We start from the raw sequence: 17,306 nt of genomic DNA on the forward strand, positions 1-17,306 counted from the left end.
CCTCACCCCGACCCTCTCCCACAGGGAGAGGGAGAAAACCATGTCAACCCAGCAACGCGACCCCAGCCTCGGTTCTCAGCCAGCGCGGGGCTTTTAGCTGGTCAGCAAAATATCCCGTTAGTTCAAAGAGTAAATCTCCCATCACACGAGCGGATTCAGGGGCGAGCGCGCCCCCCATCAACAGTTGCGTAATTTCCTCGCAGTAGCGACAGAGCTGATCGGATTCAGCGTTGAATGCAGGTTCACATTCGGGGAACACATTGACGGTAAGACGTTCCTGTAAGTGCTCAGGGAGCGGCTCCAGCAGCATCGGGCGAAGCAGGGCGAGGGTCGATGCAAGACGACCGCAGAGCGCTATTTTTCTTGCAGGATCGGTCTCTTCCACCAATGCTTCGCAATAGCGTTGGCAGTTGTCGGCAAGTTCAGTGAAGTCGGTATTGTGGCCGAAGGGGGTCGTGAAAAGTGCGTTACTGGTGGTCATATGACAGTTTCCATTAAGTGATTAAGACCCTGCCAGAGAAATGCCAATTTCCCGGGTGGCAGGACTGAACGGAGTTGGCATTACCGGCCTTAATGGACACCGGTGCGTCTTGCGACGCCCCCGTCCAGCCCACCATTGAAATATAGCCAGACGCACGGCGCAACAAGAGCTCACGCCGCCATTAAGTTTAACCGGGATGCCAATCCCGACGCCAGATTTTGCTGGCGTGGAAGGAACATACGCCCGATTAACCCTAATAAAAAGCAGGCTACCCAGAAGAAGTTAAATCCTGCGAGGCGGCTTCAGAAAATGATGTAAGGCGTTTCATCACCGCTCCCTCAGCGCTTCTTTCGCCCGGTTAAATGGCTTAATCAGATAATCCAGCACCGTTTTCTCGCCGGTCTTAATGTCCACCGTCGCAATCATCCCCGGCACAATCGAGAAGTGCCTGCCCGCCTTATTCACCAGGTAATCCTGGCTGGTGCGGATGAACACCCGGTAATAGAACACTTCCGGCTTGGCCTCGTCCTGGATGGTATCCGGGGAAATGGTTTCCACCACGCCGTGCAGCCCGCCGTAAATGGCGTAATCGTAGGCGGTGATTTTAACCAGCGCCTCCTGGTTCGGGTGGATAAAGGCGATATCGCGCGGCGACAGGCGGGTTTCAATCAGCAGGTGATCGTCCACCGGCACAATCTCCATCAGCTCGCCGTTGGGCGGGATCACGCCGCCGATGGTGGTGACCTTGATGTTTTTCACGATCCCGCGTACCGGGGATTTTACCGTCAGACGGGTGACGGAATCCTGGCGGCCTTTGAGGATCGCCGAAACCATATCCACCTCGGCGTTGGCCTTGGATAACGCCTCGCGCGCCTGAACGTAATACTGCGAGCGCACGTCGGTGAGCTTCAGCTCCAGGTCGCTTTTCTGCCGCTGCAGGCGCAGCACCTCCACGTGGCTGGCGGCGCCGGTTTTGACCAGCCGCTGGGTGATGGCCAGCTCCTTATTGGCGAGATCTAACGCGGCGCGCAGCTCCCGCTGGGTATCCTCCAGCTGCGCGCGGCGGGAGTTGTAGAGGCGAGTTTCGTCAGCCATCAGATCCGGCCATTGTGCCAGTGAAGGGGGGAACTTCAGCGGGAGATCGTTCACCTCGGCGTACAGGCGGGCGCTGGAGGCCAGTGAAGCCCGGTAGCGCGCCGCGCTTTCGCCGACGTTCGATTCGGAACGCGTCGGATCGAGCCGCGCCAGCACCTGCCCGGCCTGCACCTGATCGCCCTCGTGGACATTCAGCTCGGTGAGGATCCCGCCGTCGAGAGACTGTAAGACCTGCTCGCGCGAGCTGGGGATCACTTTACCCGAACCGGTTGATACCTCATCCAGCACGCCAAACCACGCCCAGACGCCCAGCACCACAAACATCAGCAGCGAGAAGATCACGATCCGACGCGCGCCGGTGTAGCCGCTTTCGGAGTCGAGGGCGTTATCCAGATCGTCCATTGCCGCCACGTCACGCTGACTGATTTTCATTTTTCCACTCCCGTCCGGTTGCTGCCTGCTGCTGTTGCTGCTGCATACGGCTGTTGTTCAGCGCCTGGGCTTTTGGCGCATCCATCACCAGCATCCCCTCTTTCAACACCACGACGCGCTCCACCAGTTCCAGCACCGGTACGCGATGCGTAGCGACAATCAGGGTGCGATGCCCGAGCCAGTCGCCCAGACGCTGAATGAATTCCCGCTCGGTGTGCTCGTCCAGCGACGCGGTGGGTTCATCCATCAGCACAATATTCGGATCGCGCAGCAGCATTCGCGCCAGCAGAATCGACTGGCGTTGCCCGCCGGATAATCCCACGCCGTTTTCCATGATCGGGTAGTCCAGCCCTTTGGGGAGTTTCTGCACAAAGCCTGCCGCGCCGGTCAGCTCCAGCGCCTCGAAAATCTCTTCGTCGGTGGCGCGCGGCATACCGAGGGTGATATTTTCGCGCAGGGTGCCGTAAAACAGCCGAGCGTTCTGGGTCATAAAGCCGACGTTGCGCCGGACGTCGGCGACGTCGAGATGCGGCAGGCTAAAGTTATCAAGCCGCAGCTCGCCGGCCGCCAGATCCATCCCCCCCGCCATGGCCTGCAGCAGGGTCGATTTTCCCGCGCCGTTGCGCCCCAGAATCGCCACTTTTTCTCCCGGCCGGATCTCCAGCCGGTTAATGCGCAGCGCCATGCGCGGATCGTCCGGCTGATAGCGGAACTGCGCCTGCTCGAAAAGATAGTGTCCGCGCAGCACGTCCTGGCGGATCGGCGTCTCCTCGCGCTGGTTTTCGGTGGGAAGCTGCATGATGCTGTCCAGCCCCTCTTTTGCCGCTTTGACCTGCTGCCAGCGCGCCAGCACGCCGCACAGCGTCGCCATCGGGGCGATCATGCGGGAGGCCAGCATCGACGCGGCGACCACCGAGCCGGTGGTCAGGGTGCCGTCGATCACCATCGGGGCGCCGACCACAATCACCCCGGCGTAGACCAGGCTCTGAATGGTCATTCCCCAGCTGATCAGGTTCTGCGTCAGCTCGCGGGTGCGCAGGCCGGATTCGGCGGTGATCTGGATATAGCTGTTCCACTGCTGCAAAAAGCGGTTTTCCGCCTGCATCAGCTTGATGTCCTCCAGCCCCTGCACGCTCTCTACCAGCACCGCGTTGCGCAGGGTCGATTCATGGGCCGACTGCTTTGCCAGCTCCGCCAGCTTCTTCTGCAGCAGCAGGCCGGGCAGGACCATGATCACCGCCGCGACCGGCGCGATCCACGCCAGCTGCGGCGCGATGATCGCCAGCACCACCACGAACAGTAAAAAGAAGGGCAGGTCGACAATCGTTGAGATGGTGGACGAGGTCACCATCTCGCGGATCTGCTCCAGCTCGCGCAGCTGAGAGATAAAGCTGCCGGTGGAGCGGGGGATCGCGCTGTTGCGCAGCCGCAGCGCGTGGCCGAAGACGCGATCCGAAACGCGCATATCCGAGCGCTTGCCCAGCAGATCCATAATGTGCCCACGCGCCACGCGCAGCACAAAGCCAAACAGGGTGGCAATCAGCACCCCGATGGTCAGGACGTAAAGCGTCGGGTAGGACTGGGCGGGGATCACCCGGTCATAGACCTGCATGGAAAAGACGATTCCGGAGAGCGACAGCACGTTGATAAAGAGGGCGGCCAGCATGACCCAGCTGTAGGGGCGCAGGTCGCGCATCACCAGCCGGTAGAGCCAGTCAGGGCGGTATTTTGAGATATAGGCGTCCACGCGGCTGTCCTTCAGCGCGGCGAGTGGACGCAGGGCAATGACGTGGCGGATAGCGGGCAGCATCGCCGTCATCGACAGCCGGTTGGTATAGGTTTCATTGTCGAAAAAGCTGACCTCCAGCGTATCGTCCCCGTCGAAATGCTCGATCACGCCGATCCTACCGTCATTCATCGCCACCACTACCGGCAGACGCCAGCTGTTGATCGCCTGCCGATCGTCGGTAAGGAGCTGAAACGACAGCCCCGCTTCGCGGGCCAGCTGGGTGAGGGCGGGCACCATCGGTTTGCCTTTTAGCCACGGTGCGCCTGCGATCAGCGCGCCGGGCGAGCAGGCGACGCGGTAGCGCGTGGCGACAAAACCAAAGGCCTGCGCCCACTGCGCCAGCGCCTCATCCGTCATATTTTCACCTTGCGGGATATCACGCTGCTTCATGGCTGGATCTCCACGGTCTGGATGGTGCGGTTATCAAGATCGAACGCATGACGCAGCTGCCCGGTGTTATACAGGCAGTTGAGCTGCAGCTGGTGCAGCTGACCGAGGGTCTGCTGCTGGGTGAAGCGCGCCTGATAGACCTCCTGCTCGGCGTTGAGCACGTCGAGCAGCGGGCGCGAACCGAGATCGAGATACTGCTGCTGGTACAGTTCGCGGGTGCGTGCGCTGAGGGCTTCCTGGCGGCCCTGAATTTGCAGCGTGCTTTGCAGGCTCATCACCTGACTGCGGGCTTCCAGCAGTTTCTGGCGGACGTCAAGGCGCGTACGCTGAATGGTGGACTGCGCCGCCTCCACCGCGTGTCCGGCAGCGTTACGCCGGGCGGTGAGGCCGCCGCCCTGGTAGAGCGGCATCTGCACTTTCACCCAGGCGGAATACTGGGTGCGATCCCGCGTGTCGCTGCCCGCATAGCTATCGTTCATGTAGTGACGCACCTCCGGCTCCAGCGAGACGGTTGGCGTCATCTGCGCGTCGGCGTAATCGAGGTTCGCCTGGGCGACGTTAGCCTGCGCCCAGGCGGCAAGTACCGCGGGCACCAGGCGGTCATCCGGCTCGGCGATATCGCAGCTCCGGCCCAGCTTTTGCGGAAAGTCATTGCTGATGGCGTTCAGGCTGTTCCAGCCGAGAAAGCTCATCAGCGTGGCGCGGGCGCTGTCCAGGCTGGCCTGGTACTGCATCAGCTGGGCGCGCGCGCCTTCAATGCGCGCATCAGTCTGCACCACGTCAGAGAGCGACGTGGCCCCTTCGTCGTTACGCTGGCGGGTCAGCGTGCCAATCGAGGAGAGGGCGTCGAGCTGTTCTTTAGCGGTGTCGACCATCTGCTGCAAGGTTTGCACCTGCACCATGGCGATGGCGGTATCGTGGGCAATAGTGTCGATGCTCACCAGCACGTTGGCCTGCTGCTGGGCAACGCCCGCGCTCTCGGCGCGCACCTGGCTGGCCACTTTGCCAAAGTCGTAGAGCATCTGTGAGAGAGAGAGCACCAGCGACGGGGTAAAGCCGTTTTGATCGCCGTCATGGGAATAGCCGCTGTCCACGCCGGCATTAATCTGCGGATAGTATTTTGATTTAGCGACGTCCACCTCTTCGCTCTGTTCATAGAGTTTTCCCACGGCTTCGCTGATGGCCGGATGCCAGGTGACGGCGCGGTTAACGGCATCGCCAAGCTGCAATGAACCGGGTGCGGCTTTGCCGGCCGCAGGTGCGACGCGGCCATTGAGCGAGGGGAGTTCCTGCGTTTCGCGAAGCTGCCCGGTATTGATGATTGCCGCCGGGTTCGCGCAGAGAGCGGGCACAGATATCAGGCAGCACGAGAGCCACCAGTGAGGCATCTTCATTCCCATGTCATGTCCCTAATAAAATAAGTAAAGCTTTATTGTTATGCCCGGGCGCTGTGCGCCCGGGTCATCTCTACCCGTCATACTTCAAGTTGCAGATGCGTTGGCTGCACTCGCTCACCCCAGTCACTTACTTATGTAAGCTCCCGGGGATTCACTCCTTTGCCGCCTTCCTGCAACTCGAATTATTTAGGGTAGCTTGCAGGTGCTATCAGGTAATGATGTGCTGCTGGTTAACAAGCTCGTCGTAGGTGGTCTGAACGCCATCAAGCGTAACGAGCGTGGTATTAGTGTAGGTGCTCCCTGTACCGTCACGGTCGATGGAGATCACGGTATTGCCATTACTATTAGTGACATGGAGATAATTCCCCAGCGTCGAGGCGCTACCGTTCCAGCCCACCAGCAGATCGCCGATGTCGATTTTGTCCCCCTGCGCCAGCGAGAAGCCGGTCCAGTGATCGCCCGCGGTGCTGCTGACGTTACCCGCCGTGGCATTCCCCACCGTACTGTTCAGCACCTGGTAAATCAGCGTATCGCCGTAGGCCGTACCGGTGATGGCGTCGTTATGCTCCGAGCTGATGAACTGCGGCGCCATATTGATGGTCAGCGTGGCGCTGTCCGTTCTCCCGGTGGAGTCGGTCAGGGTGTAGTTGAAGGTCTCCTTCGACGTCATAGTTGAGAGCGATACCCCGCTGTTGAGGGTATAGGTGTAATGACCGTCAGCGCCGATCGCCAGAACGCCGTAATGGCCGGTGATGTTCACCGTTGCGCTGCCGGTATACGGATCCAGCGTGGTGGTTACGCCGTTGTAACCGGTCACGCTCAGACGGGTATCCACCGAGTGGAGCTGATCCAGCACGCCGCCAGAGTCGGTACCGTCAAAGATATTGCCGTTGACGGTGTGGGTACCGGTGACGTCGAAATCACTCAGCGAGTAGGTGGTGCCGTTCACGCTTGGGGTAATGGTGATGTTCCCCACGCTCAGCCCCGGGACGCTACCGGTAAAGTTCAGCGTATAGGTCCCGGCGTTGAGATCCAGCCCGGTCAGCGGAACGTCGATACTGCCGCCCAACAGCGAGCCGCCGCTGAAGGAACCGCTGCGGATCGCGCCGTTGGCATCGCTAATCGTCCAGTTCACCGTCAGTCCGCCCAGCGACAGCAGCGAGGCCACGTTAAAGTGCAGCGATGCGTTGTGCAGCGCGGTGTTCGGGTCGACCACGAAGGTCCCGCTGCCGCTGCCCTGGGTTGAGCCAATCAGCGATGTCGTCCAGCTGGCGGTGCCCACGGTAGTATCCGAGTAGACCGACGTGTGGTGCACCGAGGTGAGATCCATCGTGGTGCTGACATCGTTAACCGCATTCATCGCCTGCGCGGTTGGGGTGATGTTGAGCGATGCCGTATCCTTCGAGCCGTCAGGCGCCGTAACGGTGTAGACGAAGGTGTCCGGCGTGCTGATATGGTCCGCCCCCACGCCGCTTCTCAGGGTATAGGTGTACTGGCCGGACGAATTGATGGTCAGCGTGCCGTATTCCCCCTGAATGTCGGTTGTTCCACTGCTGTTGACCGCCACGCCGTTCACTTCGGTGACCACCGTGCCCGGAGGAACTGGGTCATTTGCCAGCACGTCGCCCGTGGTGGTTTCGCTGATGCTTGCCACGCTGTAGACATGATCCTGCAGAACGCTCAGCGTGTAGCCCGTCAGGACGGCGATCCCCGATGCGGTATTGAGTAAGAACAGGTACTCCCCGGCAGGCAGATTCAGCGTCAGCTGGGATGACGTTCCTCCCAGCAGCGGGGCGCGCAGCCAGCCTGACTCGACGCGAACCTGCTCGAAGGTCTGGGTGGCGTTGTTGAACTTATAGACGTACAGATCGAATACCGACGCCAGCGCCACGCCGCCCACGGAGGCCTGGATGGTCATGGTGCGGGTCGTGCCTTCCTCCACGTTGTAGATAATCGGGTTGGTCATGTCGTCGAGCAGGTTAAGCCCCAGCGTGTTGCCGAGATTAATGCCCACCAGGGTAAAACCGTTCTGAGACGAGGCGCCGTTATTAATCTCGCTCACGGTGGTGTCAAAGGTCAGCGAGGCCGTGTCGTCCACCGCCACAATGCCGTTGATTACCGTACCGGCACCCAGAGACAGCACCAGCTGCGCCGACGCGCTGACGCCGTTATGGGTAATGGTGTAGGTGAAGCTCTCCGTCCGGCCAATGACCGCGGCGCTGGTGTCGGTCAGGTTGTAGGTGTAGCTGCCGTCGCGGTTGATGGTCAGCGTACCGTACTGGCCCTGGATCACCGTGCCGTCGGCGTTCACGCTGGTGGTGACGCCCTGTCCGTTAGTGACTGCGGAAATGGTGGTTCCGGCCGGCGCGTTGTCGCTGCCGGCGGTCGGGTCCGTATCGAGGATCACGTTGCCGTTGAGGCTGGTTTCGCCCGTGACCGTACCCGGACCGGTCTCTTTCACCGCCACGTCGAGGCTGGTGTAGGAGCCGGTTGCCAGCAGGTTAGTGTTGTAGCTGAGCACGCGATAGTTGCCGTCGGCCAGCCCGGTCAGGTTCAGCGAGACGCCGGTTGCGCCGAGGGTCAGGAGATCGGCAAACTGCGGCTGGCCGGTGTCCACCACGGTGGTCCAGGCGCCGTTGACGTAATGCTGAACCACCAGTTCAAGGGTGTTGAGCAGAGAGAGCACCGCTCCCGTGGCGTTGGCGTTCACCACGATATCCGCGCTGCCGCCGCTGCCCACCGTGAAGTTGACCTGGGCCGTATCATTGCCCAGCAGCGTCAGGACGTTGCCGACGGCGCCGACCAGCAGGAAGCCGTAATCGCTGTACTGGCTGTTGGTCACGGTTGCCGTGGTGCTGAGGTTCAGCTCTTCGACGTTATTGCTGGCGGAGAGCGGCACCACCGGCGCAAGGGCGGAGCCCGGCAGCGAGGTGTTGCCCGCGGCATCGGTGGCGGTGATCTGCAGCGTCTGGCCTTCGGTCTGTTTGTTAATGAAGGTGTAGGTGTAGGTGCCGTTGCTGCCCGCAATGGCGGTCACCGTCGAGCCGTCCGCAAGGCGGATCGCGACGGTGCTGCCTGCTTCCGCAGTTCCGGTCAGGACGCTACCGTCGGCGTTGAAGGTTCCGGTTGGCGCCGTTGGGGCGGTCGTATCGACGATAATCGTCGTCACGGCTGACGCCACGCTGGTGTTGCCCGCCGCATCGGTGGCCGTGGCGGTGAGGTTATGCGTTCCTTGCGTCAGCGCGGTGGTTTGCGGCAGGGTCCAGTTTCCGCTGCCGTCGGCGGTCACCGTGCCCACCAGCGTAATGCCATCGTAGATCCGTACCGTGGCATTCGCTTCGGCGGTTCCGCTCAGCGTTGGGCGCGTGTCGTTGGTCGGATTCGTACCGGTCACCGGCCCGGTAACGCTGCCGACATCATCAATGACCGAACTGATGACCGGTGCGCCCGGCGCGAGGGTATCGACGTTAATCACATACCCGGCGGTAGGCGCGCTCGCGTTGCCCACCGCATCGGTGGCGGTAAAGGTTAAACTGTGCGGACCGTTGCTCAGCGCCGGAGATGGCGTAAAGCTCCACGCCCCGCCGGTCGCCGTCACGCTGCCGATTTGTACGCCGTTATCAAAGATTTTCACCGTTGACCCGGCTTCCGCCGTACCGCTGAGAGTTGGTTGCGCGTCGTTGGTGAACCCGCCGTTCGCCACCGGCGTCGCCGCATTGCCCACGTCATCCAGAATGCTGGTCAGCACCGGCAGCGCAGGCGGCGTGGTGTCGACGGTGAGGCTGAAGCTGGTGGAGGACACGCTGGTGTTGCCTGCCGCATCCGTCGCCTGCGCGGTGAAGCTGTGCGCGCCCGTCGTCAGCGTGGTGTTGAGCAAGATACTCCAGCTTCCGTTACCGTCCGCGGTGCCCGTTCCGACAAGGGTTGTTCCCTCATAGATGTTCACGGTGGCAAAGGGTTCGCTGGTCCCGACAAGGCGCGGAACGGTATCGTCGGTTGTTTGCCCGGACGTGAGCGGGCCGGTGATGCTGCCCACGTCGTCTATCGCCTGGCTGATAACCGGCGCGTTCGGTGCCACGGTATCGACAATCAGGGTAAAGCCCGGCGAGGTCGGGCTGACGTTGCCCGCTGCATCGGTGACCGTGGCGGTCCAGGTATGGCTGCCGCTGGCCAGCGGCGCTGATGGCGTAAAGCTCCATGCGCCGGTACCGTCCGCCTGAACGGTGCCGACCGGCTGCCCGTTCTCATACACGGTGACAGTGGCATTTGCGGTCGCGGTGCCGTTCAGCGTCGGCGTGGTGTCGTCGGTGCTCTGCCCGGAAGAGAGCGGGGTTTGAATGCTGCCCACATTGTCACCCGCGGTCGAAATGACCGGCGCCGACGGCACGCCCGTATCCACCGTCAGGTTAAACGGTGCCGTTGCAGTGCCCACGTTGCCCGCCGCGTCGGTAGCGTTGAAGGTGATGGCGTGCGGCCCGTCGGGCAGATCGATACCCGGGGTGAAGGTCCAGCTGCCCTGGGCATTGACTACCGCAGTGCCAATCTCGGTGCCGTCAACGATCGCGTGCACGGTAGAACCCACCTCGCCCGTGCCGCTGAAGGTTGGACGCGCGTCGTTGGTGCTGTTGCCCGACGTGAGCGTCCCGGTGACCGGACCGACATCGTCAATCACGCTGGTCACCACCGGTACGCCTGGAGCTGCGGTATCAACGGTAAAGGCAAAGACCGACGAGTTCGCCGAGGCGTTGCCTGCCGCATCCGTAGCATACGCGCGCAGCGAGTAGCTGCCGTCGCCCAGCGGCGCGGTCGGCGTAAAGGACCAGTTTCCGCTGCCGTCAACGGTCGCCGTGCCAATCTGCGTGCCGTTGTTCATGATGTGAATCGTGCTGCCCGCCTGCCCGGTGCCGCTGATGGTTGGGGTGCTATCGTTGGTCACCTGGCCGCTGGTGAGGTTGCCCTGGACGCCGCCAGGGACGTCGTCGTTCACATTATCCAGCGTCGGAACCGTTGGTGCCGTCACGTCAACCACCACGCTCCATGGGGCTGAGATTGCGCTGACGTTGCCCAGCGGATCGGTCGCCCGGACGGTGAAGCTGTGCGAGCCCTCGACGAGCGCGGTGTCAGGGGTAAACGTCCATGCGCCGGTGCCGTCAGCCGTCACCACGGCAATCTGGGTGCCGCCGTCGAAAATGGTCACCACGCTGTTTGCATCCGCTGTCCCCGAAAGGGTTGGCGTGGCGTCGTTCGTTTCGCTGCCGCTAACCACCGTGGTGGCAGCGTTACCGACGTTATCCGTGACGTTGGTGATAATCGGCGTGGCGGAAACGGAGTCCACCACGACGGTGAATCCCGCCGAAGGACCGCTCTGGTTCCCCGCCGGATCGGTCTCGCGGATGGTCAGGACGTTATTACCCTCTGCAAGAACGGGCGTGGTGTAGCTCCAGGTACCGGTATTGCCGATCACCACGCTGTCCAGCAGCACGCCGTTGTTGTAGATGGAGATGGTATCGCCCACCGCGCCGGTACCGGTGAGGGTCGGCTGGTTGTCGTTGGTGATCTGGCCGCTGGTCAGCGGGCCGGTGCCCGGACCGACGTCGTCAATCACCGCGCCGATAGCTGGCGTGCCCGGTGCGGTAAGGTCGACGGTGACGCTGGCTGCCGGAGAGCGACCGCTGGTCTGGCCGTTGAGGGTCGCGGTCACCTCAAAGGTGTGCAGCCCCTCGCCAAGCGCGGCTGGCGTATAGCTCCAGTTGCCGCTGCCGTCAGCGGTCACCGTTGTCAATGGCGTCGCGCTACCGTCCTGATAGATGGTTATCAGGCTGCCCGCTTCGGCCGTACCGGTAAGCGTTGGTGTGGTGTCGTTGGTAGTTTTGCCTTTCACATCGCCGGTGACCGGATCCGCGTCATCGACAATCGCCGTGATGACGGGCACGTCAGGAAGATTCGGAAGCGTACCGGTGACGCTGTAAGTCGCATCAGGGCTGGTACGTCCGGACGCATCGGTTGCGGTCACGGTCAGGGTCGCGCCATCCTGCGGGGCCGGGCTGACCGCGATGGAGAAGTTGCCCCCGGTCGCAACCCCGGTACCAATGACGTTTCCGCCGCTATCCTTAACGGTAATGAGTGCTCCAGCCTCGGCGGTTCCGGTCAGCGGTGTACCTTCTGGAGCAAGGCTAAGATTGCCCGGGGCGGTTGGATCCTGGGTATCCACCGTCACGCTCAGCGGGGCTGAAGTTCCTGAAGCGTTACCCGCAGCATCGGTAGCGGAGACAGTGAAGGTATGCGGGCCGTCTGAGAGCGTTGTGCCTGCGGTCCAGCTCCAGCTGCCGTCCGGCTGTATCGTGACCGGCACACCTGAAGGGATGCCGTCGACGGAGACGATAACGGTGGTGCTAGGCTCGCTTGTCCCGGTAAGGGTCGGCGTGCCGTCGCGGGTATAGAGCACGTTGTTGGTGAGCTGGCTGTCTGAGACGGCATTAATCTGCGGTATCCCAGGCGCAACGGTATCGAGGGTGACGGTAAAGACCGAACTCGGCGCGCTAAGGTTGCCAGCCGCATCCACACCCGCCACGGTGATGTTTAGCGGGCCGTCAGTTTGCGTTGGAAGCGTCAGGCTCCATTCCCCGTTAGCCACCAAGACACGGCCCATTTCGACGCCGTTGTTGTAGACGATCACCGTCTCACCGTTAACGCCGGTTCCGCCCACTGTCGGTGTGGTATCCGTGATGTAGCCACCGTTCGGTTCACCGCCGACGGCGCTTATGACCGGCGTATCCGGCGCGAGGGTATCCACGACGATCGTAATCGCTGGCGACGGGTCAGAGACGTTGCCCGCTTCATCGGTGGCGGTGGCGGTATAGGCGTGGCTGCCCTCGGCAATGTCGCTGCCAGGGCGCCAGCTCCAGTTACCGCTGCTGTCTACCGTGACGGTGCCCACGACGGTTGATATGCCGTTGACGGTGTCAGTGATGTTGATGACGTCGTTCGGCGTGCCGGTGCCGCTCAGGACCGGGCGCGGATCGTTGGTGGTTCCACCATCGGGAACGGGGCCGGTGATCTGGGTGACGCTGTCGGTGACGGTCGGTGCCGCAGGCGTAGCAGGCGGGTCGGTATCAATGGTGATGGTGACCGGCTGCGACGGGGCGCTTTCGTTGCCCGTACCGTCCATGTTGGTGACGGTCAGGGTAATGTCATAGGTGCCGTTAGGCAGCGGAGTTGATGGCGTCCAGGTCCAGTGGCCGGTCCCGTCCACGACGACATCATCAAGTTTGACGCCGCCGTTGTAGATCGTCACGGTATCGCCCGCCGTGCCGGTACCGCTTAGGGTCGGCGTGGTGTCGCGGGTGGTTTCGCCCGGGTTCAACGGTGTTTCTGTTCCGTCAGGATTGACGGTGATGGCCGGGATGTCCGGCGTGGCGGGCGCGACGGTATCTACCGTCAACACAAACGGGCTGGAGATAGTGGTATTGCCGGCGGCATCCGTGGCGTGAACCGTCAGCGAATGCGGGCCGTCGGTGAGCGGGGTAACGGGCGTAAAGCTCCAGCCCCCGCTGCCGTCAAGGGTGGCGGTGCCAAGCAGGGTGGCGCCGTCATAGACGGTGATCACCGTATCAGCCGGGGCGGCGCCCTGCAGCAGCGGTTTGGTGTCATCCGTGGTATCGCCGCTGCTAAGCGTGCCCTGAACGCCGCCGACGTCATCGGTCACGGTGGCGATGGTTGCCGCCGCTGGCGGCGTGGTATCGACGTTTAGGGTGAAGCCGCCTGACGGCTGGCTGGTGTTACCCGCCGCATCGGTGGCGACGACGGTAAAGGTATGAGGCCCTTCGCCAAGCGGCGTGGTAAGGGTATAGGTCCAGGTGCCGCTGCCGTCGACCGGGATCGTAATCAGATCGGCGCCATCCAGGCGGATGGTAACGCTTGAGCCCGGTTCAGCCGTACCGTTGAGCGTCGGCGTGGTGTCGTTGGTGCTGTCGTTGGGGTTGAGCGCGCCGAGGCGCTCCGGCACATCATCCAGCACCTGGGTAATGACCGGGGCGGCAGGCGCGACGCTGTCAATCGTCAGAGTCCAGGTGTTGGAGACGCCGCTGGTGTTGCCTGCCGCATCGGTCGCGACGGCGGTCAGGGCGTGCGGACCCTCGCCGATCGGTGAGGAAGGCGTAAAGATCCATACGCCAAGACCATTGGCGACGGTCGTACCAATAGCAACACCGTCCACGCGCACGGTGACCGTCGCGTTTGCTTCGGCGGTACCGCTGAGTGTTGGGGTCGCGTCGTTAGTGGTCTCATAAATGTCGAGCGAGCCGGTGCGGCCGGGAACATCGTCCACAACTTGTGAAATCACCGGGGCGCCGGGTGCCGTGCCGTCGACGTTAATTGTCCACGAGCCTGATAACCCGCTCGGGTTACCGGCGGGATCCGTCGCCGTTGCCGTCAGCACGTACGTGCCATCGGTCAGCGGTGAGGGGGGCGTAAAGCTCCACAGGCCGGAGGAGGGAACAACCACCGTACCGAGGACATCGCTGCCGTTATAAATCGTGATGGTCGAGCCCGCTTCGCCCGTTCCGTTCACTGTCGGGGCCCGGTCGTTGGTGAGGCCGTTCTGGCCCACGGGACCGGTGGTGGCCTGCACGTCATCAATCACCGACACGATAACTGGCGTCTGCGGTGGGGTAATATCCGGTGCCGCCGCGGAGGTGGTTGGACTGGTGTTGCCGGCCGTATCGGTAGCGTCAGCGGTCAGGATTTCACTGTTAACTTTTGGTGGGGTCAGCGTCAGGCTGAAGTTACCCTGGCTGTCGGCAACAGCTGTGCCAAGGATGACGTCGCCTTCACGAATGGTCACCGTGCTGCCAGCTTCTGCGATGCCGCTGATGGTGCCGCCATCATTCGACACCACGAGATTACCCGGAGCAAGCGGTGGCGTGGTGTCCACTACCAGTGCGAACGGGCTGGAGATACTGGTATTGCCTGCGGCATCCGTGGCGTGAACCGTCAGCGAATGCGGGCCGTCGGTGAGTGGAGTCGTTGGCGTAAAGTTCCAGCCGCCGCTGCCGTCAAGGGTGGCGGTGCCGAGCAGGGTTGCGCCGTCATAGACGGTGATTACCGCATCAGCCGGGGCGGTGCCCTGCAGCAGCGGTTTGGTGTCATCCGTGGTGTCACCGCTGCTGAGCGGACCCTGAACGCCGCCGACATCATCGGTCACGGTAGCGATAGTCGCTGCCGGTGGCGGAGTAATATCGACGGTCAAGGTGAAGCCCTCCGACGGAAGGCTGGTGTTACCCGCCGCATCGGTGGCAACGGCGGTAAAAGTGTGAGTGCCCTCGACAAGCGGCGTGGTGGGGGTATAAGACCACAGGCCGTTGCTGTCGGTTAGCACTGTGCCAATATCAGCACCGTCCAGACGGATAGTAACGGTTGAACCCGGTTCAGCGGTGCCGGTGAGCGTCGGCGTCGTGTCGTTAGTGAGGCCATTCTGGTCCACGGGGCCGGTGGTGGCCTGCACGTCATCAATCACCGACACGATAATTGGCATCTGCGGTGAGGTAATATCCGGTGACGCCGCGGTGGTTGTTGGTCCCGTGTTGCCCGCCGTGTCTGTGGCGTCAGCGGTCAGGATTTCGCCGTTAACTTTTGGTGGGGTCAGCGTCAGGCTGAAGTTACCCTGGCTGTCGGCAACCACCGTGCCAAGGGTGATATCGCCTTCACGGATGGTCACCGTGCTGCCAGCTTCCGCGATGCCGCTGATGGTGCCGCCATCATTCGACACCACGAGGTTACCCGGGGCAGACGGCGGCGTGGTGTCCACGGTGAAAATGACAGGCTCTGAGGCCGCGCTCAGGTTTCCGGCGGCATCGGTTTCAGTGACGGTTATGGAGTGTGTCCCGTCCGGGAGCGGGCCGTTCGGCGTGACGCTCCAGGTGCCGTTGGGCTGAACCGTTGTGGTGCCAACCACCACGCCGTTATCGTAAATGGTGATGGTTCCGCCGGGCTCGCCGGTTCCCGCCAGGATCGGCAGTGAAGCATCGGTAAGCGCGCCCGACGTGATGGTTCCCCTGATAACGCCCGTATCGTCGGTCAGCACAATCGCGGTCGGCGCGTCCGGCGGAGTAAGATCCACCGTCAGGGTAAACACCGGCGAGGCAGGCCCGGTGTTGCCCGCGGCGTCGGTTGCCCGCACGGTAATCTGATGAGCGCTTTCACTCAGGTCAACCGACGGGGTAAAGGTCCAGGTGCCGTTGCTGGCGACGACCGCCGTACCAATAGCCACTCCGCCGTCATAAATCGTCACGGTCGAGCCCGCTTCGCCGGTACCGGTAAGCTGCGGGCGCTGATCGTTGGTGCTGCCGCCGTTGCTGATGGCCCCCGTCAGCGGGGCAATATCGTCCGTTACGCTGGTGATTGCTGGCGCATCGGGCGCGGTGGTGTCCGGTGCGTTGAGCGCTGTGCCCGGGCTGGTATTCCCGGCGTTATCCGTCGCGGTGGCAGTCACCTGCTCGCCGTTGGTCAACGGTGTGCCGAGAGAGACGGTAAAGCTGCCGTCGCTGCCCGTTTTTCCTGAGCCAATAACATTTCCGTTCGCGTCTTTCAGCGTGATGGTACTGCCGGGTTCGGCGGAACCGGTGACGGTTTTACCGTCTGAAGAGAACTTAAGGCCGGAAGGCGCGTTCGGCGCTGTCGTATCCGGATCGGCAGGATCGACGGGGGTGTTGGGGTTGGGGCTACTATTATTGCCGTCATCTCCACCACCACCACCGGTGCTTGCCGCCGCTGCGATGCCGCCCGCTGCGACAATGCCGCCCAGAGCCCATGGCCAGATAGCGGCACCACCGGCGTCGCTCCCGGAGGCTGCAAGCAGCACGTCCGTAGACGCGATAGATTCATACGTGGCGGCTCCGGTCGGATCTTCAATCCACCATAATGCCCCCTGGCTGTCCTGCAGTACCAGCTGGCTCACGCCCTGCGCGTCCGTGACGTAGAAGTTTTTAAGGGTGATCACCTCGCCGGAGTGCAGCGTAACCAGCAGATCGTTACCATTTCGCGCGAAGTGGGAGACGCTCGCTCGCTCGACATGAAGCTCAACGATAGAGGAATGGCTCAGCGTTACCTGTGTGCCTTCCGTGGTCGTTTCCACGCCAGTAAGTTTCGATATAACAGAGATTTGGCTCATTTGGGCATTACTCCAGCAGATGTATCATTAACGGCGAGCAAGACGAGCCATCTCTGCAGAAGGTAAAGGGCGCCCCCGGCGCAGTTGCTGTTATCACGCAGCACTGACCGTTTTTTTTAGCGCGCACGATGCCCGCCAGAATTCAGAGTGGCAACATCAGAGCGAATCTAATGACTTATAAAGAGAACAGTTTTAATGGGTGTTTTGCGTCTTATAAAACCCTGTATTTAATAGAGGAATTATTTTTAAGAATATAAAAATGATATAGACAGAAAACGATGGTTGTGCAAATTAAGCTTTCGTAAATAAGTGCCAAAACAATGAAGAGGGCATTGATACATGGGGTGGTTAATGATTTTTCTTGTGCAACTTTATGTTTTATATGATTTTATATTTACCTTGTGATGTTCATTCTAAATATGATTTACGCAGTATGATAATTGGTAGGGGACATTTTTAATATAATGTAAAACGATATTGTTTAAGCGCGCTTAATATGCATTTAAGTTAGGGTAACGTTTTTGATATAAGATATATTATATCACTCGCACAATA

Annotated in this window: 5 protein-coding genes; all 5 read right to left on the minus strand. The window is 61.5% G+C overall.

The window, feature by feature from the left end:
- Positions 1-43 precede the first annotated feature (43 nt).
- Positions 44-481 carry a hypothetical protein gene (locus P346_RS08825; RefSeq protein WP_023333145.1) on the minus strand — a complete coding sequence of 146 codons (438 nt, stop codon included), beginning with the start codon at positions 479-481 and terminating at the stop codon, positions 44-46.
- Between the two features lie 327 nt (positions 482-808).
- A complete protein-coding gene (locus P346_RS08820; RefSeq protein ID WP_152537865.1) occupies positions 809-1,978 on the minus strand; it encodes an HlyD family efflux transporter periplasmic adaptor subunit in 1,170 nt (389 codons plus the stop codon).
- Between the two features lie 10 nt (positions 1,979-1,988).
- Entirely contained in the window at positions 1,989-4,187 is a 2,199-nt protein-coding gene (locus tag P346_RS08815) for a type I secretion system permease/ATPase (protein ID WP_032660445.1), read from the minus strand.
- Positions 4,184-5,587, minus strand: coding sequence for a TolC family outer membrane protein (locus tag P346_RS08810; protein ID WP_032660447.1), 1,404 nt, complete (start codon positions 5,585-5,587; stop codon positions 4,184-4,186). The genes P346_RS08815 and P346_RS08810 overlap by 4 nt, the downstream gene beginning before the upstream one ends.
- 205 nt (positions 5,588-5,792) lie before the next feature.
- Entirely contained in the window at positions 5,793-16,751 is a 10,959-nt protein-coding gene (locus tag P346_RS08805; RefSeq protein ID WP_032660449.1) for a BapA/Bap/LapF family large adhesin, read from the minus strand.
- Between the last annotated feature and the right edge of the window lie 555 nt (positions 16,752-17,306).

Source organism: Enterobacter sp. DC1 (assembly GCF_000568075.1).
GTDB classification, from domain to species: Bacteria; Pseudomonadota; Gammaproteobacteria; order Enterobacterales; family Enterobacteriaceae; genus Enterobacter; species Enterobacter asburiae.